This is a genomic window from Dietzia sp. WMMA184 (assembly GCF_002441635.1).
GTDB classification, from domain to species: domain Bacteria; phylum Actinomycetota; class Actinomycetes; order Mycobacteriales; family Mycobacteriaceae; genus Dietzia; species Dietzia kunjamensis.
This window is the reverse complement of the sequence record NZ_NXEI01000001.1, coordinates 2,973,911-2,998,648: the sequence shown is the minus strand read 5'-3', so window position 1 is coordinate 2,998,648 and position 24,738 is coordinate 2,973,911. Positions and strand designations below refer to the sequence as shown.

Sequence of the window (24,738 nt, the reverse complement as noted above, 5' to 3'; positions counted from 1 at the left end):
CTGTCGGACCCCCGCGCCATACTCTCGGCCATGACGACCTTCCGCACCTACCTCACCACCGTCACACGCGACGCGGCCTCACGGGCGCGCTCACGCGCGATCTCGACGTCCTCGCCGGTCGCGACGGCCACGCCCATCCGGCGGAACTCGCTGGCGGACGGCTTGCCGAACAGGCGGACATCGGCCTCCGGCACGGCGAGCGCGCGGGCGACACCGGCGAAGCCGACGCCCTCGACGGTCCCGTCGCCCTCGGTGCCGTCCGCCGCGATCCCCGTGCCGCCGTAGATCACCGCGGACGCGCCCGGACTGGCCATGGTGGTGACCACCGGCAGACCGAGGACGGCGCGCGCGTGCATCTCGAACTCACTGAGCACCTGGCTGCGCAACGTCACGAGGCCGGTGTCGTGGGGACGGGGGCTGACCTCGGAGAAGTACACGTCGACGCCCTTGACGAACAGCTCCACGCCGAACACTCCGACCCCGCCGAGCGCGCCCGTCACCCGCGCCGCCACCGACCGCGCCGAGTCGTAGGCGTCGCGGGTCATGGCCTGCGGCTGCCACGACTCGACGTAGTCGCCGCGCTCCTGGCGGTGGCCGATCGGCTCGCAGAAGTCGGTGCGGATCTGCCCCGTCTCCGGGTCGACGCTGCGGACGGTGAGCAGGGTGATCTCGTACTCGAAGTCGACGAACGACTCCACGATCACGCGCGCCCCAGCGACGCGGGCACCGGACTGCGCGTAGTCCCACGCCGTTTCCACGTCCTCGGGACCGTGGAGGGACGACTGTCCCTTGCCCGACGACGACATGGTGGGCTTGACCAGGCACGGGAACCCGATCCGGGAGCACGCCTCCCGCAGCTCCTCCAGCGAGGAGGCGAACGCGAAGCGGCTCGTGGGCAGGCCCAGCTCCTCGGCGGCGAGGCGGCGGATGCCCTCGCGGTCCATCGTCAGCTGCACGGCGCGGGCGGTGGGCGCGACGCGGGCGAGGCCGTCCTGTTCGATCTGCGCGAGCGCGGCGGTGGCGATGGCCTCGATCTCCGGCAGGATCACCTCGGGCCTCTCCAGCTCGACGACCCGGCACACCTCGTCGGCGTCGGTCATGTCGATGGTGTGACTGCGGTGCGCGACCTGGTGGGCGGGAGCGCCAGCGTACCGGTCCACCGCGATGACCTCGACGCCCAGACGCTGCAGCGCGATCGTCACCTCCTTGCCCAGCTCGCCCGAGCCGAGCAACATCACGCGGGTCGCGGTCGGCGCACCCGGCGTGCCGAAGCGGTCCACGACGGGCGGGGCGAGGGGATCGTGAGCGGCGGTCATATCGTCCACGCTAGTAGACCTGCGACGACGGGCCGAACGCGACCGAACAGACGCCCGGGCCCGGCACCATGTGGTGCCGTGCCGTGCCCGGTCCGGTTCTGACGGGTTATGACTGGGTCAGCCGGCGTTCAGGGCCTCCAGTTCGACCTCACCCTCGCCGTCGGCCTCGGCGGCGGAACCGGCGCTGCCGCCCTCGCTGATACCGGTGAACGAGCTGCCACCTTCGGCCTCCTCTTCGCCATCGGTGTCGGTAGCGTCACCGCCGCCGAGCGACCCAAGAAGGCTCGCTCCCGTCGCGACGCTGCCACCGCTGATGCTGCCGGCGGAGACGGGCTCCACGGAGCCCCCGGGGATCCGGCCGTTGATCTGGTCCGCGACGACCTGCGGGTCGATGCCGAAATTGGTGCTGAGGGCTGCGATACGTGCGTCGTTACCCTCGACAGAGTCGGGGATACAGAGTATTGCAGCAGCAGCAGGCTCTTCCGGTGCTGTCGCCACCCAGGTCGCGGTAGCCCCCTCGGCGACCGGCAGTCCGGCCCCCGCTGCGATCAGGAAGAGCGCTGCCTGCGCGACGCCATCGGTGGCGGTGGCGTCGTATGAGGTCGGTTCGCCTTCGACTGCGTTGAGCATCGAAACACCGCCCATTGCCTGGATCTCGAGGATCTGAGGCAGCAGATCTATGACCGGGCCGTCGCCAGTTGGATCGAGTCCGACCTCATCAACCGAGGCGTACGGCATGGTGAAACCGACGCGCAGGTTTCGTCTTCCCCGGACTCGTTCACGTAAACAACCGTCGGGCCACCCTCCTCATTCGGGGTCACCGACACGGGGCCGTTTAGAGCGGTCGCGGCCAGTTCGAGGACACGGCGGCGATTTCGGACGAACCCTGAGCTCCGGCGAGAGTGGCTCCGGCTGCGAGGGCGATGGCCGAGGCGCCGGCCAAGAATCGGCTACGAGCGAACATGAATGCTCCTTGTAGTGAGTGAAAGCCACCACATCGAGGACCACGGTGACACTTGCGGACGCTCCGGTGAACGCCTTCGCAGGGAGTGTCATAGATCACACCAACAACGGTCGTAAGCGGCGCAAACTTTAAGGTTCCACAACTAGATTTTAACTTTCTTATTACCACTGGCCACAGGCGCAACGGCAGTACCGGTCACCTGAGTCAAATCCATTCGGCTGTAGGCGATAATGTGTGTTCAAAGCCACATGAAAGGGCACACCTGTGAGCAGTTCCTCTTCCGGCCCCCTGGCCGGCCTCCGCGTCGTCGAACTCAATGGCATCGGCCCCGGCCCCCACGCCTGCATGATGCTCGCCGATCTCGGCGCCGAAGTCGTGACCGTCATGCGTCCCGGGGAGCTCGACACCCAGGTCGGCGGCTGGGCGCACATCACCCGCCGCGGCCGCACCGTGGTGGAGGCCAACCTCAAGAGCGACGAGGGCTTGTCGCAGGTGCGCGGACTCATCGCCAAGGCGGACGTGCTGGTCGAGGGCTACCGCCCCGGGGTCACCGAGCGCATGGGCCTGGGACCGGAGGAGTGCTTGGAGCTCAACCCGCGCCTGGTCTACGCCCGCATGACCGGCTGGGGCCAGCACGGCCCGCTCGCCCACACCGCCGGGCACGACCTCAACTACATTTCCCTGACCGGCCACCTCAACGCCACCGCCCGGAAGGACGAGCGCCCGGTGCCGCCGCTTAACCTCGTCGGTGACTTCGGCGGCGGTTCGATGTTCCTCATCCAGGGCATCCTCGCCGCGATCATCGAGCGCGCCACGTCCGGCAGGGGCCAGGTCATCGACGCCGCCATGACCGACGGCGCCTCGGTGTTGGGCCAGTTCCAGTGGGCGATGCGCGCCCGCGGCCAGTGGTCCGACGTCGCCGGGACCAACATGCTCGACACCGGATACCCGTTCTACGACGTCTACACCTGCTCGGACGGCAAGTACATGGCCGTCGGATGCCTCGAGCCGCAGTTCTACTCCGAGTTCGCCCGATTGCTGGGCATCGACGGCGAGGGGATGCCCGGGCAGTTCGACATGGACCGCTGGGACGAACTGCGCGAGATCATCGCCGCGAAGTTCGCCGAGAAGACCCGTGACGAGTGGGCCGAGCTGTTCTACGGCACCGACGCCTGCACCACGCCGGTGCTGACCTACACCGAGGCGCTCGACCACCCGCACAACGTCGCGAGGGAGACCTTCGTCGAGGTCGCCGGCGATGCCGGGCCCGCGCCCGCGCCTCGGTTCTCGCGCACCCCGGCCCCCGCGGTCCCGACCGCCCCGCCGACCGGGCCAACCGCGATCGACCAGGTGTGGGCCTGAGCATGAACGACCCGCGGGCCGAATCCGGCTCGGCGGACTCCGCCCTCCCGACCGGCGGCTCTCGCGTGGCCGGGGTCGTCCTGATCGTCGATCCCGCGTCGCCCAACCCGCCGTTCCGTCAACTCAAGGGCCAGATCGTCGAGGCGGTCTCACGCGGGAAACTCACTGCGGGAACCCGCCTGCCCGCGGTTCGGACGCTCGCCGCCGAGGCTGGCATCTCGACCGCGACCGCCGCCAAGGTCTACCGCGAACTCGAGGAGTCCGGCGTACTCGAGGGCCGCGGCCGCTCGGGCACGTTCGTGGCGGCCGGCGACGTGGCCGGCGCGGCGTTGACCCGAGCTGCGGAAGAGTTCGCCTCGTCAGCCGCAGGCGCGGGCTTCGGGGTCGACGACGCCGTGGACGCACTACGAAACGCGTTTAAGAACCTGGGTTGAGGGTCGTTCGGCCCCGCAACGAACACATGCAGAACGCCCCGCCACCGTTAGGTGGCGGGGCGTTGCGCTCAGGTGCTCCGGTGATCAGCTACCGAGCGAGCCCATGTCGAGCGAGCCGAAGAGACCGCCGGGCTCGTAGGCGAAGGCGACCTCGTCACCACAGTCTGCGGCGCCCGCGCGGAAGTCCTCTGCGGGGCCGTAGCTGCCGATACCGGACCACGTCACGGTTTCACCAGCGGGCACAGTAGCGAAAGCCAAGGCGTTCTGTCCCAACACGTTAGCGGCCTCCCGCTCTGTCGCGACTGCAGCGTTCGCTTCGTCGAAGGAGGTCTCATCATCGATCCCGTTCTCGATGGCGGAGATCACCTCGGCATTCGAAACACCGATGGTGCAGGTCAGCGCACCGTCCGTGTTGTTAGTGATCTCACCGCCGACGGCCTCGGTGTCGCCCGCGACTGTCAGCGTGACAGCGTCGGGCGCCGACGACCCCAGCGAACCGAGCGACTGGGCCTGGGCGACCCCGGCACCGCCCAGAACTGCAGCGGCACCGAGAGCCGCGGTGGAGATGGAAGTACCAAGCTTGGTGGAAAGACGCATGGATCAGTCCCCCTTGCGCTCGAAACTGCGACCGTATTTCAGCAACAGTTTACGATGCTAACCAAGTAAACACTCGATGCGAACCAGGCTCTTCCCAGATGAGGGTGTAGGCCGGTCGGGCGCGTCGGTCCGCAGATAGACGTCGAGGTCTCCCGACGATGGAGGTTCCTACGCCATCCATCCGAAAGACCTCGACGTGACCGACACAACCCCGCCGGCCGGCTTCGGCCGCCCTGACCTCACCGCCTTCGCGGCTCATCCCAATCGACCCTGATCGGGTCTGCTGACCCCCTCGACGAGAACGCAGCGACATCACAGCCACCCAACCCCGACCGTCCGGGAAGCTGGGGCACGTCACACGGCCTGTACTGCGGGCGTGTCGAGTGGGTCGTCCAGGGGCGACGCAGGAGCGTCGACGCGACGTGCTGAGAGGTGGTTCCAACCGAGCGCTAGGACACCGGCTACAGGCATGGCGATAGGTCAGGAACGGCGTCGCTCCCTGCGCAGGAGGGAGCGCAGAGTCTCGGCGTTCGCGTAGCCGACCCGTAGCGCGATCTCGGCGGAGGTGAGGTCCGTGGTTGCTGAGAGGTGCCGAGCTCGTTCGATGCGAAGCCGTTGGACGAAGCCGAGCGGAGTGAGGTTGAGCGCCGCACGGACTCGTCGTTCGAGGGTGCGCCGGCTGGTGCAGAGCGACTGCGCGACGAAGGCGACGTTGAACGGTTCGTCCAGGCGGGCGCGCACGAAGCGTTCGAACTCGACGACGATCGGGTCCTCGTGCCGGAGATGATCGTAGGCGACGAAGGCCGCCTGCGACGGACGCTCGTCGATGATGAGGAGCTTGGCGACATGTTGGGCCAGGTCGGGGCTGATCGATCGCACGAGTGAGAGCGCGAGGTCGATGTGGGCGAACGCGGCGCCGGCGGTGACGAGGTTCCCGTCCACGACGACCATGGTGTCGAGATCGAGGGCGACGGTCGGATAGCGCTTCAGGAACTCCGGCCCCAGGAACCAGCTGGTCGTCGCCCGCCGATGATGCATCCGTCCGGTCTCGGCGACAGCGAACACGCCGGTGCACGCCGCGGCGATCCGGGTGGTCGCGTCGTCGAGGCGCCCGAGCGAGGCGATGACCGAACGAGCATCTCGGCTCTGGAGGGCGTCGTTGGTAGCGGCGGCCGTAAGGGTTCCAAGCGCAGGGACGACGACCACGTCGAACTCTCCGGACTCCGACAGCGGGTGGTCCACCGACAGGGTCATCGATGCCGTCGTGGTCACTCGCCGTTTCGGTCCGAGGATGGCGAGTTCGATCGGGTCGATCCGCGGGTCGACATCGGCGCGGGCTCCGTCGGCCACCCGCACGATGTCGATGATCGACGCGACAGCCGAACCGAAGCAGCCGTCGATCGCGATCAGTCCGATACGCATGGCGCAAACAATAGCAATACTGCCGTATACGCCACTTCCCACCGGCCCTCGCTCGTCATACGCTGAACTCGCTTCACCAAGAAACCTCGACACCTAGGAGAACCCCTCATGTCCACACCCGCATCACTTCCGTATGCCTTCGTCGCCAAGATCGTCGCGGCCGATGGACAGCACGACGCGCTCGCCGATCTGCTCGCCGGCGCTGTCGCGCTCGCCAACGATGAAGTAGGAACGATTGTCTGGTTCGCGGTCAGGACCCACGCCGACACCTTCTGGATCTTCGATGCATTCCCCGACGAGGCCGCTCGCGACGCCCACGCCAACGGCGCCATCGTCGCAGCCCTGATGGACAACCAGCACCTCCTCGGCGCAGCACCCGAGATCCTGGCGGCCGACGTCCTCGCGTCCAAGCTTCCGTAGTCCGCCAACGCACGAGACGATCGCGCCCCGCTGAGCCGTCGCCAGGTCGCGACGCAACGCCACGCTGCGTTGCCGAGCGGTGCGAGGCCTATCGGCACACGGACAGGATGCCGGCCGCGAGCGCTCAGCCGGCGAGGGGTCCGTCGCAGAGGAGAGCGACGTCGGTGTCGGGCAGAGCCGTGAGGCCAGCGCATCGCGCGACCACCAGAACCGAACCGCCCCTGCCCTGCGTTTCCGCAGGTCAGGGGCTGTTCGCCGGAGCCGCCTGTCGGAATCGAACCGACGACCTAATCACGTCGGCTTTGCGTCTATCGCTTGATGCGCCCACTGGCGAACGAGCCGCTGACCTGCGCAAACGCTGAGCGTGGGGGGCGCCGCCATCCGGTGGTGACCGACGACGACCGACCAGTACCGACCGTTTCACCGGAGCTTGCGGCGGCGTCCAAGCCGAGCAAGCTCCATTCCTTTAGCTCACCGCGCCCTCTTCCTCGCCGGTCCCGTCGTCGTCGAAGACGTTTCAGGGGTCTTCTCAGATGACGGTGTAGGTCGGCCGGGCGCGTCGGTCCGCAGATAGACGTCGAGGTCTCCCGACGATGGAGGTTCCTACGCCATCCATCCGAAAGACCTCGACGTGTCCGACGCTACCCCGCCGGCCGGCTTCGGCCGCCCTGACCTCACCGCCTTCGCTCGACTCGACGGCCTCGGTCTGAGCGTGACCGGACAACGACTTGAACCGGATCGTGCGGTCCTCGCGTGCCGCGTGGTGGAACCAGATCAGTGGTGCCGACGATGCGGCAGCGAAGGCGCTGCTCGTGACACCGTGATCCGGCGGTTGGCCCACGAGCCGCTGGGCTGGCGACCGACCGTGCTGGAAGTTGTAGTGCGCCGCTACCGCTGTGCCGACTGCGGACACGTGTGGCGCCAAGACACCAGCGCCGCGGCGGAGCCACGCGCGAAGCTCTCGCGCACCGGGCTGCGGTGGGCGCTGGAAGGGATCGTGGTCGCACACCTCACCGTCGCCCGTGTCGCCGAGGGACTCGGGGTCGCGTGGGACACCGCCAACAACGCGGTCCTGGCCGAAGGCAAGCGGCTGCTGATCAACGACCCCACGCGGTTCGAGGGCGTGAAGGTCATTGGCGTCGATGAGCACGTCTGGCGCCACACCAGGCGTGGCGACAAGTACGTCACCGTGATCATCGACCTCACCCCGGTCCGCGATGGCGCCGGCCCAGCAAGGCTGCTGGACATGGTCGAGGGCCGGTCGAAGGCGGCGTTCAAGACCTGGCTCGCCGACCGCGACGACGCCTTCCGTGACGCGGTCGAGGTGGTCGCGATGGACGGTTTCACCGGGTTCAAGACCGCCGCTGCGGAGGAGATTCCGGACGCGGTCACGGTGATGGATCCCTTCCACGTCGTGCGCCTGGCCGGTGACGCCCTCGATAGGAGCCGGCGCCGGGTCCAACTCGCGATCCACGGGCACCGTGGGTTCAGGGACGACCCGCTCTACAAGTCGCGGCGCACGCTGCACACCGGCGCGGACCTGCTCACCGACAAGCAGAGCGACAGGCTACGCGCGCTGTTCGTTGATGACGCTCACGTCGAGGTCGAGGCGACCTGGGGTGTCTACCAGCGCATGATCGCCGCCTATCGCCACGAGGACCGGCAACGTGGCCGCGAGCTCATGGAGAAGCTGATCACCGACCTCAGCGCCGGCGTCCCCAAGGTGCTCACCGAGCTCACCACCCTGAGCCGGACCCTGAAGAAGCGAGCCGCTGACGTGCTCGCCTACTTCGAACGACCCGGCACCAGCAACGGGCCGACCGAGGCGCTCAACGGACGGCTCGAACACCTGCGCGGCTCCGCACTCGGGTTCCCCAACCTGACCAACTACATCGCCCGAAGCCTGCTCGAGACCGGCGGCTTCAGACCCCAACTCCTACACCCCCGATTGGGATGAGCCGCGAACCAGCTCACTATCTGATTCTCGATCGAGACGGTCACGACCATGGACCTGACCCTCTGCGCCAAGAAAGCGCTGCCGCCACAACGGCCCTGTTAACACCACCCAAACCATGGCCGCCCCGGGTCAGGCTGGGCGCCCTTGAATTGCCCCAGATCCACGGCGCCCGCCGATCTGCTCCATAAGCAGATTCGGAGAACAGACCTCACCCCCGACACCGCTCAGCTGCCGGGGGTGAGGACTATTCGGTCGACTCAGCTGCCGAGCGAACCCGTGGTCTCCGCCACCGAGCCCGAGCTGCCGATGCCGGCAAGAGCGGAATCCAGCGACCCGAGGCCGGCCGGAACACCGGCACCTGCGGAGATCTCGACCTCGACGTACGGGTCGTCATCCAGCCCCTGGGAGTTACACACCGTGAGAGCAGCCGGGGAGAATGAATCATCGGTGAGTGTGCCCTCGACAACCCCGCCGATTGCTCCTTCCATCAGCTCAGCGGTCTCACCGTTCTCGACCATTCCGCCGAAGAATCCGATCTGCCCCTTGCCCGCAGCCTCCACGAAACGTGCCGTCCAGCTCTCCGGGAGAGTGCTGTTGATGTCCACCGTCTTCACATAGCCGTAGAGGTCGGAGACCAGACGCCCCGTACCCACGAACGAGTAGCACATCAAGTCCTGACCCGACTTGTTGGTGTAGGTCACCTCCGTGGCCTCACCCTTGCCGCTCACGCTCACACTGCTGGGGCTGTTGAACACGGGATCGACGTCCTGGGCGCCGGCCACCCCGGCGCCGGCGAGGGCGGTGACTGAGGCGATGGCGGTGGCTGCGGTGGCGACGCCGAGGCGGGTGAGGGAACGCATGTGGTGCTCCGATCGGAAGGGGACGCGACCGGTCGGCCGCTTCCATGGAGTCCACCCGATGCGCCGTCACCGCACTATCGGCCGTTCATACGACATGTGCCGTACGTTCACACCCGATTCGGCCCCACCTGACCCGCACGCACCATCGGCCTCACTCGTCACACGAGCGGCCCCCAGATCACCCCAGGATGTCGCGCCGCACCACGTTCTGGTCCCGGCCCGGGCCCACGCCGATGTACGACATGTGGCAGCCGGCGAGCTCCTCGAGCCGCAGCACGTAGTCGCGGGCGGCGGGCGGCAGGTCGCTGAACTCGCGCGCCCCGGTGATGTCCTCGTCCCAGCCGGGCATGGTCTCGTAGATCGGCGTGGCGTGGTGGAAGTCGGTCTGCGTCATGGGCATCTCGTCGTGCCGCACGCCGTCCACGTCGTAGGCCACGCAGATGGGGATCTCGCCGATGCCGGTGAGGACGTCGAGCTTGGTGAGGAAGTAGTCGGTGAACCCGTTGACGCGCGCGGCGTAGCGGGCGATCACGGCGTCGTACCAGCCGCAGCGGCGGGTGCGGCCGGTGTTGACGCCCACCTCACCGCCGGTGACCTGCAGGTACTCGCCCCACTTGTCGAACAGTTCCGTGGGGAACGGCCCGGCGCCCACGCGGGTGGTGTACGCCTTGACGATGCCCAGCGAGTGCGTGATCCGGGTGGGGCCGACGCCCGCGCCCACGCAGGCCCCGCCGGCGGTGGGGTTGGACGAGGTGACGAACGGGTAGGTGCCGTGGTCCACATCGAGCATGGTGGCCTGCCCGCCCTCCATGAGGACGGACTCGCCGCGGTCCAGCGCCTGGTTGAGCATCAGGGTGGCGTCGCAGACCATGGGCCGCAGTCGGTCGGCGTAGCCGAGGAAGTACTCGACCATCTCCTCGACCTCGACCGCTCGACGGTTGTAGATCTTCACCAGGATCTGGTTCTTGAGGTGCAGCGAGCCCTCGATCTTCTGGCGCAGGATCGACTCGTCGAAGATGTCCTGCACGCGGATGCCCACGCGGGAGACCTTGTCGGCGTAGGTGGGCCCGATGCCGCGGCCGGTGGTGCCGATGGCCTTCTTGCCCAGGAACCGCTCGGTCACCTTGTCCAGCGCCTGGTGATACGGCGCGACGAGGTGGGCGTCGGCCGAGATGCGCAGCCGGGAGGTGTCGGCGCCGCGGGCCTCGAGGCCGTCGATCTCCTCGAACAGCGCCTCGAGGTTGACCACCACGCCGTTGCCGATCACCGGAGTGGCCGTGGGCGACAGGATGCCGGCGGGGAGGAGCTTGAGCTCGTACTTCTCGCCTCCCACCACCACGGTGTGGCCCGCGTTGTTCCCGCCGTTGGGCTTGACCACGTACTCGACGCGGCCGCCCAGGATGTCGGTGGCCTTACCCTTGCCCTCGTCGCCCCACTGGGCGCCGATCAGAACGATCGCTGGCATGGTTCGCTTTCACCTCGAAATGAGTCGTCTACACGGTGAGGGACGGCCACATTCTCATGATTCCGCGCACACCAGCGATCCAGAGTAGTCGCATCCGCGCTCTCACCCTATTCGCCGACCCCCCGCAGCCTGCGCAGTCGCACGGGCGTTCCGGGCAGGAGCTGCGAGATCCTGTCCGCCGAGCGGGCGGTGAGCACCCCGATCACCGGGTAGCCGCCGGTGACGGGGTGGTCGGGCCCGAACACGACGGGTGAGCCGTCGGCGGGGATCTGCACCGCGCCGCGCACCATGCCCTCGCTGGGGATCTCGCGCGTGTCGAGGCGCGGGACGGGCCGGGCGGGGTCGATGCGGACGCCCACCCTGTCGGCGTGCCCGCTGACGTGCCCGGTCGCGGCGAGCACGTCCCACGCGGCGGGCGGGAACAGGTCGTCGCGCGGCCCGGGGATGACGTCCAGCTCCACGGATTCCCTGGCGCCGGTGACCGCGCCCCCGCCGACCACACCCCGGCCGGCGGAGACCTGCCAGCCGTCTGCCCACGGCCCCACCACGGCGTCGCCGACGTCCAGCACGTCGCCGGCCACGACGGGCGGTGGACCCAGCCCTGCCAGGGTGTCGCGCGATCGACTGCCCAGCACCGCCGGCACGTCGATCCCCCCGCGCACGCCCACGTAGCTGCGCACCCCGGCGACGGGGCGGCCGATCTCCAGCGTCGACCCGGCGTCCAGTCGGAGGACCTCGCCGGTGGCGACGGTCCGTCGGGAACCGTCGGGGGTGACGACGACGACGAGGGCCTCCGCTCCCGTGATCGCCACGATCGCGGGCTCATCCGTCCTGACCGTCAGCCCGCCGAGCAGCACCTCGAGCACGGCGGCCGCCGGGTCGGTGCCGACGGCCCGCAGGGCGGTGGCCGCGGCGGCGCGATCGGCGGCCCCGGACGCGGTCACCCCGAGCGAGGCGTGACCGGGGCGGCCGAGGTCCTGCACGAGCGCGGACGGTCCGGCCCGCAGTACGAGCAGGCTCATCGGGGCGCGTCCGGGCTCATCGGCGCTGGTCCGAGCGCCCGCGGTCGTCCCCGGATCGCCCGCCCACCTCGCGGAACCGGACGGTCATCCCGGGGGCGAGCAGGGCGGGGTCGGGCCGGTCGAGGTCCCACAGCCGGGCGTCGGTGGTGCCGAGCAGCTGCCACCCGCCGGGCGAGGCCCCGGGGTAGACGGCGCAGAAACGGTCCGCCAGGCCGACCGCTCCGGCCGGGACCCGCGCGCGCGGCGAGTCCAGCCGCGGCACCGCAGGCAAAGCGGGTTTCGCCGACGGCCCTGGGGCCGCCTCGCTCGCACCCGCCCCGCCCGCATCGGCCCCGCCCGCATCCGCCCCGCCCGCGTCCAGCTCCCGCGCGTCGACGAGGTAGAAGAAGCCCGGCGCGAACCCGCTGAACGCGGCCCGCCACGTGATCGAGGAGTGCGTGCGGACCAGCGCTTCGGTGGACATCCCGGCGAGGTCGGCGACCGCGGCCAGGTCGGGCCCGTCGTAGCGGACGTCGATCGTCACCCCTGCCACCCCGCGTTCCGCACCTGCTCCCGAGCCCGCATCCCCGCCCGCATTCGATCCCGCATCCCCGACATCCGCTACTCCCCCTACGGATCCGCTATCCGGATCAGAAGCGCCGATCCGGAATCCGGATAGCCGATCTCGGGAGGGCAGATTTGAGGCGGGCCGATTTCGGGAGGGCAGATTGCCGGAGGATGGCGGAGCGACGGGGTGATCAGCGGGGTCCGCGAGCAGGGCCTCCAGTCGCCGCCGCAGTCGGGGTAACGCAGAGGAGTCGCGCACGGTCACCAGCACCGTGCGGGCCGCCGCCACCACGTCGAGCGGCTCCGGCCGCACCTGCCCGATCCTCCCGGCCAGCCGAACCGCCTCGGCCAGATCGGCACAGTCGAGCAACAGCGCGGCCTCCCCGCAGCGGCGGATCCTCGTCGTCGTCATCCCGGGCCGGCCTCCCCCACCGGCCCGTCCCCCACCGCATCACGCCCGGACCCGTCCCCCACCGGGCCGCGCGGCGGGACGTGAGGCGCGGCGAACGGCGCCACCTCCACGCCGGCCTCCTCGAGCGACGCGCGCACGCGGCGCGCCAGGTCGACGGCGCCGGGGGTGTCCCCGTGCACACACACCGAGGCGGCGGCCACCACGACCCGCGATCCCTCGGCGGTGGTGATCGACCGCCCGGTCGCCATGGCCACGACGCGCTCGGCGACCTCGTCGACATCGGTGATCACCGCGCCCGGCTCGCCGCGGGGCACGAGTGTGCCGTCGGGCCGGTACCCGCGGTCGGCGAACGCCTCCGTCACCGTGGGAACGCCGACGGCCGCGGCGTGGGACAGCACCACAGCACCCGGCAGGCCGAGGATCGGCAACGGCTCCTCCGAGGCGAGTTCGGCGAACCGCATCACGGCGTCCACGACACCCGCGGCCTGCTCCGGGTCGCGGACGATACGGTTGTAGAGCGCGCCGTGTGGCTTGAGGTACCGCACCCGCGTCCCGTGCCGTCGCGCGGCCATGTCGAGCTCGACGAGCTGGAACTCCACGAGACGGGCGACCTCCTCGCGGTCGAGGTCGTGCTCGACGCGCCCGAAGTTGGCGCCGTCCCGGTACGAGGGGTGAGCCCCCAGGGCGACCCCGCGCTCGGCGGCGGCGACGGCCGTGGCGATCATGGTGGGCCGGTTGCCTGCGTGGAAACCACACGCGACGTTGGCGGACGTCACCACGTCCAACAGTGCGGCGTCGTCGGGATCCGGCCCGGCGCCGGGTGCGAGCGACGCGGGCCACCGCGGCGTCCCCCGACGGGCCTCGCCGAGGTCGCAGTTCAGATCGATCCTGCGCGCCTGTCCAACCACGCTTCCATCCTGCCCCAGGTTCGCCCCCGCCATCAGCTGCGGTCATGATGGAGGTCATGATCGTCATCCGCTGCGGCTCGGCCCCGGTCCCGACGGTTCTCGGTGAGCGCCCCCGCATCCAGGTCAGCGAGGTGCCGACCAAGGACGAGGTCAACCGTGCATTGGCCGAGGTGGGCCCGGGGCGTCGACTGGTCCTCTGCGGCACCGACGCCGCGTTGGCCGCGGTGCTCACCCGCCTGCTGCGGACCGAGAACCTCGACGCGGAGATCGCCTACGTCGCCGACGAGCCCACCCCCGCCACCCGCGCCTACGGGCTGCCGACAGGGTCGGAGGCGGCCAAGCTCGGCATCCGCGGCACGTCGCGTGAGGTGCCGCTAGTCCGCGACGAGACCGGGACCGCCCTCGTCGGCGAGGCCCTCGTACGCGGCGCCGAGGGCGACCGACTCGTGGGCGAGGCCTACGCCGACGACACCGTGGTCTTCTCCGGCGAGACGCACACCCTCACCGTCCGGCCCACACCCGAGCTGCCCGGCGTCCGGGCCACCGCCGCCCGGCCCCGCAGGCTGCGTCGCCGTCAGTGGGTGGCGGCCCGGGCGGTGCAACTGGGCACCGAGGCCGGCCTGCTCACCCGGGACGGACTCACCGGACGGCGGGCCATCAAGAGGACGACTTTCTATCGTCATACCGAGCCATGGAGGCTCGTGTCGCCCTGAGCGGCGGCATCACCGGCGCCGGTCGGTCCGGCGCGTCCGGCCACTCCTCCGTCAGCTCCGGCTCGACGGCGGGATTGCGGACGGTCGGCGGCAGCGTGGCGAGGGCCGAGATCTTGCTCAGCCCCGCGACCTGCATCATGTCCACCAGGATCGAGCGCAGCTGGGCCAGCATGACGGTCTCGGTCAGGCCCGACCCCGTGATCAGCTCCCGCTTGGCGCGCGACGCGACCGCCCGCAACTCGCGGTGGACCTCGGCGTCCGTGGGTGCATCGGAGTCCGCGGCCACACGCCGTGTGAGCACCTCCAGAGCGCCGGCCAGCGCCGCGATCAACGAACTCAACGCGGGCGGGACGTCCACCTGATCGTCCGCCGCCACGATCGCCCGACGCGCGAGGACACGGATGTTGCGGATGCCGTTGTCCAACGGGTTGAGCATCGCCGTGAGGACGATCTCCTCCGGACGCCGACGCCGGTAGAACGGGGAGATCCGCACCAGTTCCCGCGCCCCAGCGAGCTGCTCGGAGATCGCATCGACGGCCGGCTGCGTGTCACGGGCCTCCTGCAGGGCGGAGCGGATGAGCTCCGAGTCGCGCCGCTCCAACCCGTCCGCGACCTCGGCGAGCACCGACGACGCCACGCCCAGCAGCGACGCCGCCTCCCGGCGGGCGCGGCGCAGGGGATGGACGGGCATGAGTGCCATCGCGGCCAGCGCGACCACCCCGCCCACGGCAGCATCGAGCATCCGCTCGTAGCCGCCCGCGCTGCCCGGCGGCAGGATCGTCGCCACGAGGATCGCCGACGAGGCCGCCTGGGTGCCTGTGATCGCCCCGCGGTCGACGAACACCGCCGCAGACATCGCCAGGATCACCACCAGCGCGATCTGCCACGCCCCGGAGCCGATCTCCCGGATCAGCAGGTCACCGAACCCGACGCCGACGATGACGCCGAGCACCAACTCGACACCCCTCCGGACGCGACGCCCCATACCGGTGCCCAGGGCGATGGCGGCCGCGATGGGCGCGAAGAAGGGCGCCGAGTGGTGCAGCACGTCGTGCGCGAGGAACCAGGCCAGTCCCGCGGCGAGACCGCACTGCAGGATCGGCAGGAACGCGTAACCGAGTCGCCGGGCGCGCGCCCTCAGCGGGCCCGGCAGCGCGGCGTAGACGCCCAGCGCGCGGGCGTCCAGTCGGTCACGCCAGGCCGAGAGACGCGGCGGCGTGCGGGTCTGACTCATTGACCAGGTCCAGACAACGGATGTACTCGTCCTCCTCACCGATCGACTGCGCGGCGCGGGCCAGCGCGGCGACGCAACGGAGGAAGCCGCGGTTGGGTTCGTGGTCGTACGGCACCGGCCCGAAGCCCTTCCAGCCGTGGCGCCGCAGCTGGTCCAGCCCGCGGTGATACCCGGTGCGGGCGAACGCGTAGGCGCTGATCACCTCGCCGGAGTCGAGTGCGCGCTCCGCGAGCTCGGCCCACGCGATCGAGGCGGTGGGGTGGGAGGCCGCCACGGTGCGGGGATCCTCCCCCGCGGCGACGGCGGCCTCCGCCTCCGGGTCACCGGTGAGACGGGTGGGCGGGGGGCCGAGGAGATCTCCGAACTGGGTCATGCCCCCATTGTCCACTAATCCGCCGCATCGCCTCCCCTGCCCCCATTTGCTAAGGTCGAGGGCATGCGGCGCCCCGGACGGGGCGCCGTGCGCTCGTCGCGGGCAGTGGTTTCACGCCCCTTCGGAGTGATAGTGGTCCCGGTGTCGAGGCCCCGTTACGCGGACTCATCCGGTCCCCGCGTCGGACGAGCTTCCACCGGCACCAGTCGGAGTGAACGAACAGGTCGAACGTGGGCCGGAAGGAAGACTGTGTCTAGACAGCGCATTGCGATCATCGGAGCCGGACCGAGCGGAATGGCCGCCCTCAGGGCATTCGAATCGGCCCAGCGGTCCGGGGCCAAGATCCCCGAGATCGTGGCCTACGAGAAGCAGGACGACTGGGGCGGCCAGTGGAACTACAACTGGCGGTCGGGCACCGACAAGTACGGCGAGCCGGTCCACTCCTCCATGTACCGCAACCTCTGGTCGAACGGCCCCAAGGAGGCGCTCGAGTTCGCCGAGTACACGTTCGACGAGCACTTCGGCAGGCCCATCTCGTCGTATCCGCCGCGTGAGGTCCTGTGGGACTACATCGACGGCCGGGTCCAGGGGTCCGACGTCAAGAACAAGGTCCAGTTCTCCACGGCCGTCCGTTGGGTGGACTACGACCGCGATCTGGACACCTTCACCGTCACCGTGGAGAACCTCAGGTCCGGCAAGACCACCTCGTCGGAGTTCGACCGGATCATCGTCGCCACCGGCCACTTCTCCTACCCCAACCTCCCGGACTTCAAGGGCATCGAGACGTTCCCCGGGTCTGTCCGCCACGCCCACGACTTCCGCGGGGCCGAGAAGCTGGCGGACAAGCGCGTCCTGCTGATCGGCGCCTCCTACTCCGCCGAGGACATCGGCGTGCAGGCCTTCAAGATGGGCGCCCGGTCGGTGACGATCTCCTACCGCACCGCCCCCATGGGCTACGACTGGCCGGACGGGATGGAGGAACTACCGCTCGTCCAGCGGTTCGACGGCGAGACGGTCCACTTCACCGGCGGCGAGACCCGCGAGTTCGACGCCGTGATCCTGTGCACCGGCTACCTCCACAAGTACCCGTTCCTACCGGCGGACCTGTCGCTGCAGTCGCCCAACAACATCTACCCCGCCGGCCTCTACCGCGGCGTGGTGTGGCAGAAGAACCCCAAGGTCTACTACCTCGGCGCCCAGGACCAGTGGTTCACCTTCAACATGTTCGACGCCCAGGCCTGGTATGTCCGCGACCTCATCCTGGGCCGGGCCAAGCTGCCGTCCGCCGAGGAGCGGGTCGCCCACATGCGGGCCTGGCGGAAGCGGTTCCAGGAGCTGGAGGGCGACGCCGACGACGTGCGCTTCCAGGCCGACTACGTCCGCGACCTCATCGAGGCCACGGACTACCCGATGTTCGACCTCGACGAGGTGGTCGAGATCTTCCTCGCCTGGAAGAAGGACAAGAAGAAGAACATCCTGACCTACCGGGACAAGCCGTACCGCTCCGTCCTCACCGGCACCATGGCGACCGTCCACCACACCCCGTGGCTCCAGGAGCTGGACGATTCGCGCGAGCGGTACCTCTCGACGCCGGAGAAGACCGAGATCGAGGAGCTCGTGGTGGGCGCCGACACCACCCCGGGACAGGACGCGCAGGTCGCCGGCGAGTGAACCGTCGGTGACGTCTGGGGCGAATCCGCTCCCGGACGTCACCCGAGGGGACAGACTTGAACGCGTGACCGCGTCTCCCGCCCCCTCGCCCGAAGCTCCCGGGTCAGCCCGCATCGCCGGAACCGCCCGCATCGCCGATTCCCACCCCACCGGTGGCATCGGCAGGCGCTCCCTCCTCCGGGCCGGAGCGCTGGCCGGTGCCGCCGTCGGGACCGGTGCCCTGGCCGGACGCACCGCGGCCGCCGGGGCCGCGGCTGCCGGAGGCACGGGAGGTGGCGGGGCCCCGGCCGGAGCCGTCTTCCGGCACGGCGTCGCCTCGGGCGACCCCATGGCGGACCGCGTCATCCTGTGGACGCGCGTGACGCCCACCCCGCAGGCGAGCCCCGGTTCCGGGATCGGTGACCCCGTCGTCGTCGCCTGGGAGGTCGCCACCGACCCGGGGTTCACCTCCCTCGTCCGCACGGGGTCCGTCGTCACCGACGCCGGCCGCGACCACACGGTCAAGCTCGATTGCACCGGACTGGCGCCGGACCGCTGGTACCACTACCGCTTCCGCGCGCTCGGTCAGGTCTCACGGACCGGGCGCACCCGCACCGCGCCCGCCGACGGCGCCATGCCCGCCACCGGCCGCTGGCGTATCGGCGTGGTGTCGTGTTCCAACTGGGAGGCCGGCTACTTCTCCGGCTACCGGCACCTCGAGGCGCGCGGCGACCTGGACGCGATCATCGAACTCGGTGACTACATCTACGAGTACGGCCGCGGCGAGTACACCGCCGCCATCGGGGCGATCCGCCCGCACGAACCACCGCACGAGATCGTCACCCTGGCCGACTACCGGATCCGGCTGGCGCAGTACCACACCGATCCCGACCTGCAGTCCCTGCACGCGCACGTCCCCTGGATCTGTACGTGGGACGACCACGAGCTGGCCAACGACTCGTGGGAGCACGGTGCCGAGAACCACCAGCCGCACGAGGGCCCGTTCTCCGACCGCAAGGCCGCGTCCTCGCAGGCGTACTTCGAGTGGATGCCGGTCCGGCCGGAGTCCCTGCGCGACGGCGGGCACCTGTACCGGCGCCTGCGTTGGGGGTCGTTGGCCGAGATCAGCATGTTGGATCTGCGCTCGTACCGCTCCGAGAGTCCCGATCGGTTCAACGGCCTGGCGATCGACCAGACCAACACGATGACCGGCGCCGAGCAGTTCGACTGGCTGGCCCGCGGGCTGCAGTCGTCGACCGCCCGCTGGAACGTCATCGGCAATTCGGTCATGGTCTCGCCCGTGCTCATCCCGCCGTTGGATGCGCGCACGACCGGCGCGCTGACAGAGCTCCTGGGGGTCCCGCGGGAGGGCATCACCTACAACTCGGACCAGTGGGACGGGTACGCCGGTGAGCGCCGCCGCCTGTTCGAGGTCATCCGCGCCACCGGCAACCGCAACCACGTCTTCCTCACCGGCGACATCCACACGTCCTGGGCCAACGAGGTGCCGTTCGACCCGGCCGACTACCCCGGGGCCGGCACCGGGGCGGTCGAGTTCGTCACCCCGTCCATCACGAGCAACAACATCAACGACATGGTGGGCGGACTACCCGAGGGCAACCCGCTCTCGCAGGCCGCCCAGGGCGCGCTGACCGCCGCGAACCGGCACGTCCGCTGGGCCGATCTCGACCGCCACGGCTTCACGGTGGTCGAGTTCACCAGCGACTACGCCCACGCCGACTACTGGGCGCTCGTGGCCCGCGAGGACCCGAACAGTGGCGCCTACCCGATGGCGAGCTGGCGGACCCGGCACGGCACCGACCGCCTGGAGCCCGCGGGCCCGCTCCCCTGACCCGGCAGGTCGGGTGGGCCCGGGGGCCAGTGGGGCGAGCCGGGGGCCGGTGGGGCGAGACAGGGGCCGGCGCCGGCGCCCGTCAGTACGCGGGGTCGAGCGATCCCGCGTCCGTGCCGAGCGATCCCGCCGCGGACGCCGCGGACCCCGCGGCGCTCCCCCACGGTGACGCCGGGTCGCCGAGGCTCGCGGTCGCGCCGCCCGTGGCGCGGGAGTCGGGGAACTCCTCGAGCGGGACGAAGTAGACGTTCCGGCTCTGGCTGGGGACCACCAGGGTGTCGTCGACGAGGATCGGCCCGGCCGGGGCCAACGGCCCCTCCAGCTCGAGGACGCCGGTGATCGCGCCGGTGCGGACGTCGAGGCGGTACACGTTCCCGGCGGTGGTCGAGAAGTAGGCACCACCCGCGTGGATCACCGGGGCACCCTTGATCGCGCCGACAGGGTTACGCCACAGTCGCTCGCCGGAGTGCAGGTCATACGCGTAGGCGGCGCCCGTGGTGGGACTGCCCACGAAGACGGTGCCGTCGTGGATGGTCGGCGCACCGGACCGGTTGTTGGTCGGGGCGGGCCCGTCGCCGATCACGTCCCGCCACACCACCTCGCCGGACTGCTGGTCCATCGCGATGATCGTGTGCTCCTCGCGCGCGCCGGCGATCCCGGGCAACAGGGCGCGGTTGGCCGTGGTGACGACGATCCCCTCGTCGACGGCCGGCGGGACGTCGTCGAGGCCGTGGGTGAACTCGGGGAACTCCCGCTGCCAGGCGAACTCGCCGGCCGCGGTGCCGTAGGCGAAGAACGTGTACGGCCGGGGCGCGCCGCCGCCGAAGTACAGCACTCCGCCCTGTTCCGACGGCGAGGACATGCTCACCACGTGGCCGGTCTCCACCACCTCGAGCGCCTCACCGGTCGCCGGGTCGAGTTTGTACAGGCGACGGTCCCCGGTGACCGCCCAGACCGCTCCGCCCGTCACGGCGGGTGTCGGCATGACCTCGCCGGCGGTGTCGTGGCGCCACAGGATCTCACCGGTGTCCGGGTCCAGACCCAGGACGCCGGACTCCCCGGTGCCGCGGTAGCCACCCGGCCCGTCCTGGAAGAAGCGGTTGCCGAATCCCACGAACAGCCGCCCGTCGGAATGGATCATCTCCGAATGCACCCAGTTCGGCGCCTGCGCCTGCCACAACAATTCGCCCGTCGCCAGGTCGAACGCCTGCAGCTCCCCGGAGCCGTGACTGCCCACGAACACCTTGCCGTCGGCCACCACCGGGGTCGCCCGCACCTCGTTCGCGGTGGGGATGGTGCCGGAGAAGATCTGGGCTCCACCGGTGACGACGTGGGTGTTGTTGGTGGGGGTCGCGCGGTACTGGCTCCAGTCGCCGGCGTCAGCGTGGGCGGGGCCGATGCCGGACAACAGGAGCGCCGAGACGGTCAGGCCGCCGGTGAGAACACGAACAGAGCTGAGACGGAGCCTGGGCATACCTGAAGGCTAACTGGCCATCTCATGTGTAGCGCCCGTGGCCTGGCGGGAGCGGTGTCCGCGCCGGTGCGGTCGGCGCCCCTGCACCCCCGGAATCACAGGTCGGTCCGCTACGGTGGCGGGTCGACGCGGCCCGTCCGGGGCCGGCGACGCGCACCGGGAGTAGTAGATGACGACGACGAGCCAGCAGCCGGCCGCCGGGGAGCCGAACCCCGCGGGACAGCCGGGCGGGGGCCCGGAGGGTGGGGCACGTCCGGGCAGCGGCCGGCAAGGCGGTCGCGGCGGGCGGGGCGGCGTGGCCGTCACGGCGGCCGTCGTCGTGGCGCTCCTCGTGATCGCCGCGCTCGCGTGGCTTTTCCTCGCGGGCCCGCTGTCGTCGTCCGCGCGGGCCGAGCGGGACGTCGAGCAGACGCTGGAGAGCATGAGTTCGGCGGAGTCGTTCGCCGAGTTCAACGGGCACATGTGCGCGGAGAACCGCGTCCCGCAGGAGCTCGTCGACACCATCACCGCGTCGAGCGAGGCGACGGGCTCGGACCTCGACTCGATGTTCCGCGAATCGATCGCGGGTTCGTTCCCCCAGGATCTCGAGGTGCTCGGGGTGGAGATCAGTGACAACGGCGCCGAGGCGACCGCGACCGTGGAGTCGGCGTCCGACGGGACGGGCCCGGAGCAGATTCATATGCGCGACGAGGACGGTGCCTGGAAGATGTGCCAGCCCGGTGTCGGGATGGGCGTGGTCCCGCAGGACCAGCAGCCGGGCTGACCCGACCCGTCGAGGGTCAGGCGGGCCGGGTGTGCCGCTGGCAGCCAGGTGGGACGGGCCAGCCGTGGGAAAACTGGCGGGCCGGGTCTGCCCCTGGCAGTCAGGCTGGCCGGGAACCGTCTCGGCCGGTGCGGTAGTCCCGCTCGATGCCGGGCGGATTGGTGAGGTGGCCGTCGTCGGCGATGAGACGGTCGACGTGTTGTCGCCATCGGTGGTCGAGAATCCGGTCGCGCGCCTGGGCCAGCGGCCCGTGTGGTGTGGTGCGGTGTTCGTGACCGGTCTCGGTGATGATGGTCAGCTCGCCGAGCGGTCCGGGCCGGTAGGCACAGTGCCCGAAGGTCTTCTCCCGATGGTGCTTGCGACACAGGCACACGAGGTTCCACTCGGCGGTGGGTCCGCCCAGTTCAGGTCGCTGATGATCGAAGGCGATGACATGGTCGATCTCACAGTCGTGGGCGTCGACCGTACACCCCGGGTGGCGGCACGTGCCGTCGCGGAGCCGGATTCGCTCGGCCAGCGCCGGGGTGATGAAGTACTTGAGCACCGCGTCCGGTGTGTCCTGGACACCCGGCTGCGGGTCGAGCATCTCGAACCTGACCCTGGAGTCGCCGCCGGACAGGAGCTCCTCACACAGCCAGTCGAAGCTCGAATAGGCGCCGTTCACGAACTGCACGCGGTTGGGCAGCCCCTGGGCGACGCTGTCGATGATCGAGATCCGGATGGGCTGCTCGGTGCCCCACGACGCTCCCAGCGGGGGCCTGTCGGCGGCGTCGGCGCAGGTGCCGGTGGTGGCATTGCACGCGCCCGCCGACTCTTCCGCGTCGTACAGGCTCGTGCCGATGTCGTTGGTCGTGGGGTCCCCGAGTGCGCACAGGGCGTCGGCGCGCAGTTGGTCGCGCGTGCGGGGGTGGCCCGACTCCGAGGCAGCGCGGGCGGCGGAGTCGATCCGGCGGCGGAGCTTCTCTGCATCCCCACTGGGCAGCGAGGCCCACATGCTGGTCATGCCGTCGCGGGCCGGGCGGAACCGAACCGTCCGCTGGTCGACGGCGGCGTCCACGGCGTCGCCGGCGGCCTGTGGGTCATGACGCTCCCGGGACGCGTCGACCGCCGTGTCCAGGGCCGAGCGACTGGGCCGGTGGCCCCCGTCGAGGTCTCGGCTCAGGGCGCCGACGACGTCCGATTCCACCGCACCGATGATCGTGTCGGGCACCTCTGCCAGACGGCAGGCGGCGTCGATGGCCAGCTGCTCGGGGAACAGTCCGCGTTCTACAGCCTTGCGCAGACGCGGCAGGCGAGTGTGGATCTGCACACCGGCAGTGACCAGGCGGGCAGCGTGCCACCCGGTCAGCGACATGGCCGCGGCCAGGTGGTTGCGCGCACGCTCAGTGGGTTCGAGCCGGGAGTAGGCGGGACGGGAGTCCCCGAACGGCGGCGTATCGGCTCGCCCCGGGGAGCCCCTGTCGACACTCCCCATCGCCTGGACCAACAGGTGGGCCGCCTGCAGCCGGGTCGCCGCCGCCAGGTTCTGCGCCAGCGTCGCCGAGCGCGCCACCTCGCTCAGGGCCTCGGCGCCCAGGGTGTCGAGGGGCTCCGGCACCGCGCGGAGCGCCCCGGCGAAAGCCGACCTCGTCGTCGTCCCCGTTTCCTCGCTCACCACCGCACCCCCTTCAGCATCGCACCCGACTCGAACATACAAGCGATCTTACCGGCACCCTCCGCGTAGCACAAGGGTTCGATTCGGCGGCGAGAGGTCCACACATGACAGCGGCGCCCCTCCGGGTGGAGGAGCGCCGCTGATGGGGCGGTGTCAGGCCGCGATGAGATACGACCGATCAGGCAGGCCGATCAGGCAGGCCGATCAGGCCGTGATCGATCAAGCAGCGTTCACTCAAGCAGCGTTCGATCACGCAGCGGCACCCTTGGACTTGCCGGCCGACTTCAGGTCGTTGCACGCCTCGACGACGCGCTCGGACATGGCCTGCTCGGCCTTCTTCAGGTAGGAACGCGGGTCGTAGACCTTCTTGTTGCCGACCTCGCCGTCGACCTTGAGGACGCCGTCGTAGTTGCCGAACATGTGCGCGGCGATCGGCCGGGTGAACGCGTACTGGGTGTCGGTGTCGACGTTCATCTTGATGACGCCGTAGGACAGCGCCTCCTCGATCTCGCTCTTGGCCGAGCCCGAGCCGCCGTGGAAGACGAAGTCGAACGGCAGGTCACCGGCGTTGAGGCCCAGCTTCTCGACCGCGACGTCCTGGCCCATCTTCAGCACCTCGGGCTTGAGCTTGACGTTGCCCGGCTTGTACACGCCGTGGACGTTGCCGAAGGTCGCGGCCAGCAGGTAGCGCTGCCCGGTGTTGCCGGCGCCGAGGGCGTCGATGGTGGCCTCGAAGTCCTCACGGGAGGTGTAGAGCTTCTCGTTGATCTCGTTCTCGACGCCGTCCTCCTCGCCGCCGACGACGCCGATCTCGATCTCGAGGATCTGCTTGGCGTTTGCCGTCTTCTCGAGCAGCTCCTTGGCGATCTCCAGGTTACGGTCGAGCGGGGTGGCCGAACCGTCCCACATGTGGGACTGGAAGAGCGGGTTCTCGCCGCGGTCGACGCGCTCCTGCGAGATCTCGATGAGCGGCCGCACGAAGCCGTCGAGCTTGTCCTCGGGGCAGTGGTCGGTGTGCAGCGCGACGAGGACGTCGTACTTCGCCGCCACCACGTGCGCGAACTCGGCGAGCGCGACCGCGCCGGTGACCATGTCCTTGACGTTAAGGCCGGAGCCGAACTCGGAACCGCCGGTGGAGAACTGGATGATGCCATCGGACCCGGCATCGGCGAAGCCCTTGATGGCCGCGTTGATGGTCTCCGAGGACGTGCAGTTGATCGCCGGGTAGGCGAAGCCCTCGTTACGGGCCCGGTCGAGCATGTCCTTGTACTGTTCGGGAGTTGCGATGGGCATGTGGTCTCCTCCAGGGTTCTCGGCTGTGCGACGCGCGCATCTCGGGG

At 70.0% G+C, this 24,738-nt stretch carries 22 protein-coding genes; 8 read left to right on the top strand and 14 right to left on the bottom strand.

Going from position 1 to position 24,738, the window contains the following annotated elements; genetic code table 11:
* Positions 1 to 47: 47 nt before the first annotated feature.
* Both purT and CK206_RS13800 read right to left on the bottom strand, forming a co-directional pair.
* Positions 48 to 1,316, bottom strand: coding sequence for a formate-dependent phosphoribosylglycinamide formyltransferase (gene purT / locus CK206_RS13805; RefSeq protein ID WP_096906731.1), 1,269 nt, complete (start codon positions 1,314 to 1,316; stop codon positions 48 to 50).
* Between the two features lie 117 nt (positions 1,317 to 1,433).
* Positions 1,434 to 2,054 (bottom strand): hypothetical protein, encoded by a 621-nt coding sequence (locus tag CK206_RS13800; RefSeq protein WP_096906730.1) that lies wholly within the window; start codon positions 2,052 to 2,054, stop codon positions 1,434 to 1,436.
* A 490-nt stretch (positions 2,055 to 2,544) separates the two neighbouring features.
* Here CK206_RS13800 and CK206_RS13795 point away from each other — a divergent pair, with 490 nt between their 5' ends.
* Both CK206_RS13795 and CK206_RS13790 read left to right on the top strand, forming a co-directional pair.
* Positions 2,545 to 3,642, top strand: a complete 1,098-nt coding sequence (locus tag CK206_RS13795; protein ID WP_067719367.1) for a CaiB/BaiF CoA-transferase family protein — start codon at positions 2,545 to 2,547, stop codon at positions 3,640 to 3,642.
* Positions 3,643 to 3,644: 2 nt separating this feature from the next.
* Positions 3,645 to 4,076 (top strand): GntR family transcriptional regulator, encoded by a 432-nt coding sequence (locus tag CK206_RS13790; RefSeq protein ID WP_082924080.1) that lies wholly within the window; start codon positions 3,645 to 3,647, stop codon positions 4,074 to 4,076.
* A gap of 84 nt (positions 4,077 to 4,160) precedes the next feature.
* Here CK206_RS13790 and CK206_RS13785 read toward each other — a convergent pair whose 3' ends face one another.
* Together CK206_RS13785 and CK206_RS13775 are read right to left on the bottom strand one after the other, a co-directional pair.
* The gene (locus CK206_RS13785) at positions 4,161 to 4,673 is read right to left on the bottom strand and encodes a hypothetical protein (protein WP_067719370.1); all 513 of its coding nucleotides are present in this window, start codon (positions 4,671 to 4,673) and stop codon (positions 4,161 to 4,163) included.
* Positions 4,674 to 5,153: 480 nt separating this feature from the next.
* Entirely contained in the window at positions 5,154 to 6,095 is a 942-nt protein-coding gene (locus CK206_RS13775; protein WP_067719373.1) for a GlxA family transcriptional regulator, read from the bottom strand.
* A 108-nt stretch (positions 6,096 to 6,203) separates the two neighbouring features.
* Between CK206_RS13775 and CK206_RS13770 the strand changes: the two genes are divergently transcribed.
* Positions 6,204 to 6,515, top strand: a complete 312-nt coding sequence (locus CK206_RS13770; RefSeq protein ID WP_067719375.1) for a putative quinol monooxygenase — start codon at positions 6,204 to 6,206, stop codon at positions 6,513 to 6,515.
* Between the two features lie 631 nt (positions 6,516 to 7,146).
* On the top strand, positions 7,147 to 8,472 hold the full coding sequence (locus CK206_RS13765; protein WP_096906729.1) for an ISL3-like element ISPfr2 family transposase: 1,326 nt from the start codon (positions 7,147 to 7,149) through the stop codon (positions 8,470 to 8,472).
* A 257-nt stretch (positions 8,473 to 8,729) separates the two neighbouring features.
* Here CK206_RS13765 and CK206_RS13760 read toward each other — a convergent pair whose 3' ends face one another.
* The 5 genes from CK206_RS13760 to CK206_RS13740 form a co-directional block, all read right to left on the bottom strand.
* Positions 8,730 to 9,332, bottom strand: a complete 603-nt coding sequence (locus tag CK206_RS13760) for a hypothetical protein (RefSeq protein ID WP_067719380.1) — start codon at positions 9,330 to 9,332, stop codon at positions 8,730 to 8,732.
* Positions 9,333 to 9,510: 178 nt separating this feature from the next.
* On the bottom strand, positions 9,511 to 10,797 hold the full coding sequence (locus CK206_RS13755; RefSeq protein WP_096906728.1) for an adenylosuccinate synthase: 1,287 nt from the start codon (positions 10,795 to 10,797) through the stop codon (positions 9,511 to 9,513).
* Between the two features lie 107 nt (positions 10,798 to 10,904).
* Complete coding sequence (locus tag CK206_RS13750) at positions 10,905 to 11,819, bottom strand: biotin-dependent carboxyltransferase family protein (RefSeq protein ID WP_096906727.1); 915 nt, start codon at positions 11,817 to 11,819, stop codon at positions 10,905 to 10,907.
* A gap of 16 nt (positions 11,820 to 11,835) precedes the next feature.
* Positions 11,836 to 12,777 carry an allophanate hydrolase subunit 1 gene (locus CK206_RS13745; RefSeq protein ID WP_096906726.1) on the bottom strand — a complete coding sequence of 314 codons (942 nt, stop codon included), beginning with the start codon at positions 12,775 to 12,777 and terminating at the stop codon, positions 11,836 to 11,838.
* Complete coding sequence (locus CK206_RS13740) at positions 12,774 to 13,685, bottom strand: LamB/YcsF family protein (RefSeq protein WP_254050593.1); 912 nt, start codon at positions 13,683 to 13,685, stop codon at positions 12,774 to 12,776. The genes CK206_RS13745 and CK206_RS13740 overlap by 4 nt, the downstream gene beginning before the upstream one ends.
* Positions 13,686 to 13,741: 56 nt before the next feature.
* On the opposite strand from CK206_RS13740, the gene CK206_RS13735 reads away from it, so the two are divergent.
* A complete protein-coding gene (locus tag CK206_RS13735; RefSeq protein ID WP_096907465.1) occupies positions 13,742 to 14,398 on the top strand; it encodes a hypothetical protein in 657 nt (218 codons plus the stop codon).
* On the opposite strand, the gene CK206_RS13730 is transcribed toward CK206_RS13735, so the two are convergent.
* Together CK206_RS13730 and CK206_RS13725 are read right to left on the bottom strand one after the other, a co-directional pair.
* Positions 14,343 to 15,632 carry an aromatic acid exporter family protein gene (locus CK206_RS13730; RefSeq protein ID WP_096906724.1) on the bottom strand — a complete coding sequence of 430 codons (1,290 nt, stop codon included), beginning with the start codon at positions 15,630 to 15,632 and terminating at the stop codon, positions 14,343 to 14,345. The genes CK206_RS13735 and CK206_RS13730 overlap by 56 nt on opposite strands.
* On the bottom strand, positions 15,589 to 16,005 hold the full coding sequence (locus tag CK206_RS13725) for a DUF3151 domain-containing protein (protein ID WP_067719394.1): 417 nt from the start codon (positions 16,003 to 16,005) through the stop codon (positions 15,589 to 15,591). The genes CK206_RS13730 and CK206_RS13725 overlap by 44 nt, the downstream gene beginning before the upstream one ends.
* Before the next feature lie 249 nt (positions 16,006 to 16,254).
* Here CK206_RS13725 and CK206_RS13720 point away from each other — a divergent pair, with 249 nt between their 5' ends.
* Positions 16,255 to 17,676: an NAD(P)-binding domain-containing protein gene (locus CK206_RS13720; RefSeq protein ID WP_096906723.1), complete on the top strand. Its 1,422-nt coding sequence runs from the start codon at positions 16,255 to 16,257 to the stop codon at positions 17,674 to 17,676.
* Between the two features lie 130 nt (positions 17,677 to 17,806).
* Entirely contained in the window at positions 17,807 to 19,507 is a 1,701-nt protein-coding gene (locus tag CK206_RS13715; protein ID WP_371607098.1) for an alkaline phosphatase, read from the top strand.
* Positions 19,508 to 19,589: 82 nt separating this feature from the next.
* On the opposite strand, the gene CK206_RS13710 is transcribed toward CK206_RS13715, so the two are convergent.
* Positions 19,590 to 20,981, bottom strand: coding sequence for a PQQ-binding-like beta-propeller repeat protein (locus CK206_RS13710; RefSeq protein WP_096906722.1), 1,392 nt, complete (start codon positions 20,979 to 20,981; stop codon positions 19,590 to 19,592).
* A gap of 169 nt (positions 20,982 to 21,150) precedes the next feature.
* On the opposite strand from CK206_RS13710, the gene CK206_RS13705 reads away from it, so the two are divergent.
* Positions 21,151 to 21,744, top strand: a complete 594-nt coding sequence (locus tag CK206_RS13705) for a hypothetical protein (RefSeq protein WP_173674793.1) — start codon at positions 21,151 to 21,153, stop codon at positions 21,742 to 21,744.
* Positions 21,745 to 21,844: 100 nt separating this feature from the next.
* Here CK206_RS13705 and CK206_RS13700 read toward each other — a convergent pair whose 3' ends face one another.
* The gene (locus tag CK206_RS13700; RefSeq protein ID WP_254050589.1) at positions 21,845 to 23,398 is read right to left on the bottom strand and encodes an HNH endonuclease signature motif containing protein; all 1,554 of its coding nucleotides are present in this window, start codon (positions 23,396 to 23,398) and stop codon (positions 21,845 to 21,847) included.
* A gap of 249 nt (positions 23,399 to 23,647) precedes the next feature.
* Positions 23,648 to 24,691, bottom strand: a complete 1,044-nt coding sequence (gene fbaA / locus CK206_RS13695; protein WP_067719407.1) for a class II fructose-bisphosphate aldolase — start codon at positions 24,689 to 24,691, stop codon at positions 23,648 to 23,650.
* Between the last annotated feature and the right edge of the window lie 47 nt (positions 24,692 to 24,738).

Excerpts from the sequence above, each read along its gene's own strand:
- fbaA (WP_067719407.1), bottom strand. The coding sequence starts at position 24,691 with ATGCCCATCGCAACTCCCGAACAGTACAAGGACATGCTCGACCGGGCC.
- CK206_RS13745 (WP_096906726.1), bottom strand. The coding sequence starts at position 12,777 with ATGACGACGACGAGGATCCGCCGCTGCGGGGAGGCCGCGCTGTTGCTC.
- CK206_RS13725 (WP_067719394.1), bottom strand. The coding sequence starts at position 16,005 with ATGACCCAGTTCGGAGATCTCCTCGGCCCCCCGCCCACCCGTCTCACC.
- CK206_RS13770 (WP_067719375.1), top strand. The coding sequence starts at position 6,204 with ATGTCCACACCCGCATCACTTCCGTATGCCTTCGTCGCCAAGATCGTC.
- CK206_RS13710 (WP_096906722.1), bottom strand. The coding sequence starts at position 20,981 with ATGCCCAGGCTCCGTCTCAGCTCTGTTCGTGTTCTCACCGGCGGCCTG.
- CK206_RS13785 (WP_067719370.1), bottom strand. The coding sequence starts at position 4,673 with ATGCGTCTTTCCACCAAGCTTGGTACTTCCATCTCCACCGCGGCTCTC.
- CK206_RS13735 (WP_096907465.1), top strand. The coding sequence starts at position 13,742 with ATGATCGTCATCCGCTGCGGCTCGGCCCCGGTCCCGACGGTTCTCGGT.
- CK206_RS13755 (WP_096906728.1), bottom strand. The coding sequence starts at position 10,797 with ATGCCAGCGATCGTTCTGATCGGCGCCCAGTGGGGCGACGAGGGCAAG.
- CK206_RS13750 (WP_096906727.1), bottom strand. The coding sequence starts at position 11,819 with ATGAGCCTGCTCGTACTGCGGGCCGGACCGTCCGCGCTCGTGCAGGAC.
- CK206_RS13705 (WP_173674793.1), top strand. The coding sequence starts at position 21,151 with ATGACGACGACGAGCCAGCAGCCGGCCGCCGGGGAGCCGAACCCCGCG.
- CK206_RS13760 (WP_067719380.1), bottom strand. The coding sequence starts at position 9,332 with ATGCGTTCCCTCACCCGCCTCGGCGTCGCCACCGCAGCCACCGCCATC.
- CK206_RS13775 (WP_067719373.1), bottom strand. The coding sequence starts at position 6,095 with ATGCGTATCGGACTGATCGCGATCGACGGCTGCTTCGGTTCGGCTGTC.
- purT (WP_096906731.1), bottom strand. The coding sequence starts at position 1,316 with ATGACCGCCGCTCACGATCCCCTCGCCCCGCCCGTCGTGGACCGCTTC.
- CK206_RS13730 (WP_096906724.1), bottom strand. The coding sequence starts at position 15,632 with ATGAGTCAGACCCGCACGCCGCCGCGTCTCTCGGCCTGGCGTGACCGA.
- CK206_RS13790 (WP_082924080.1), top strand. The coding sequence starts at position 3,645 with ATGAACGACCCGCGGGCCGAATCCGGCTCGGCGGACTCCGCCCTCCCG.
- CK206_RS13800 (WP_096906730.1), bottom strand. The coding sequence starts at position 2,054 with ATGCCGTACGCCTCGGTTGATGAGGTCGGACTCGATCCAACTGGCGAC.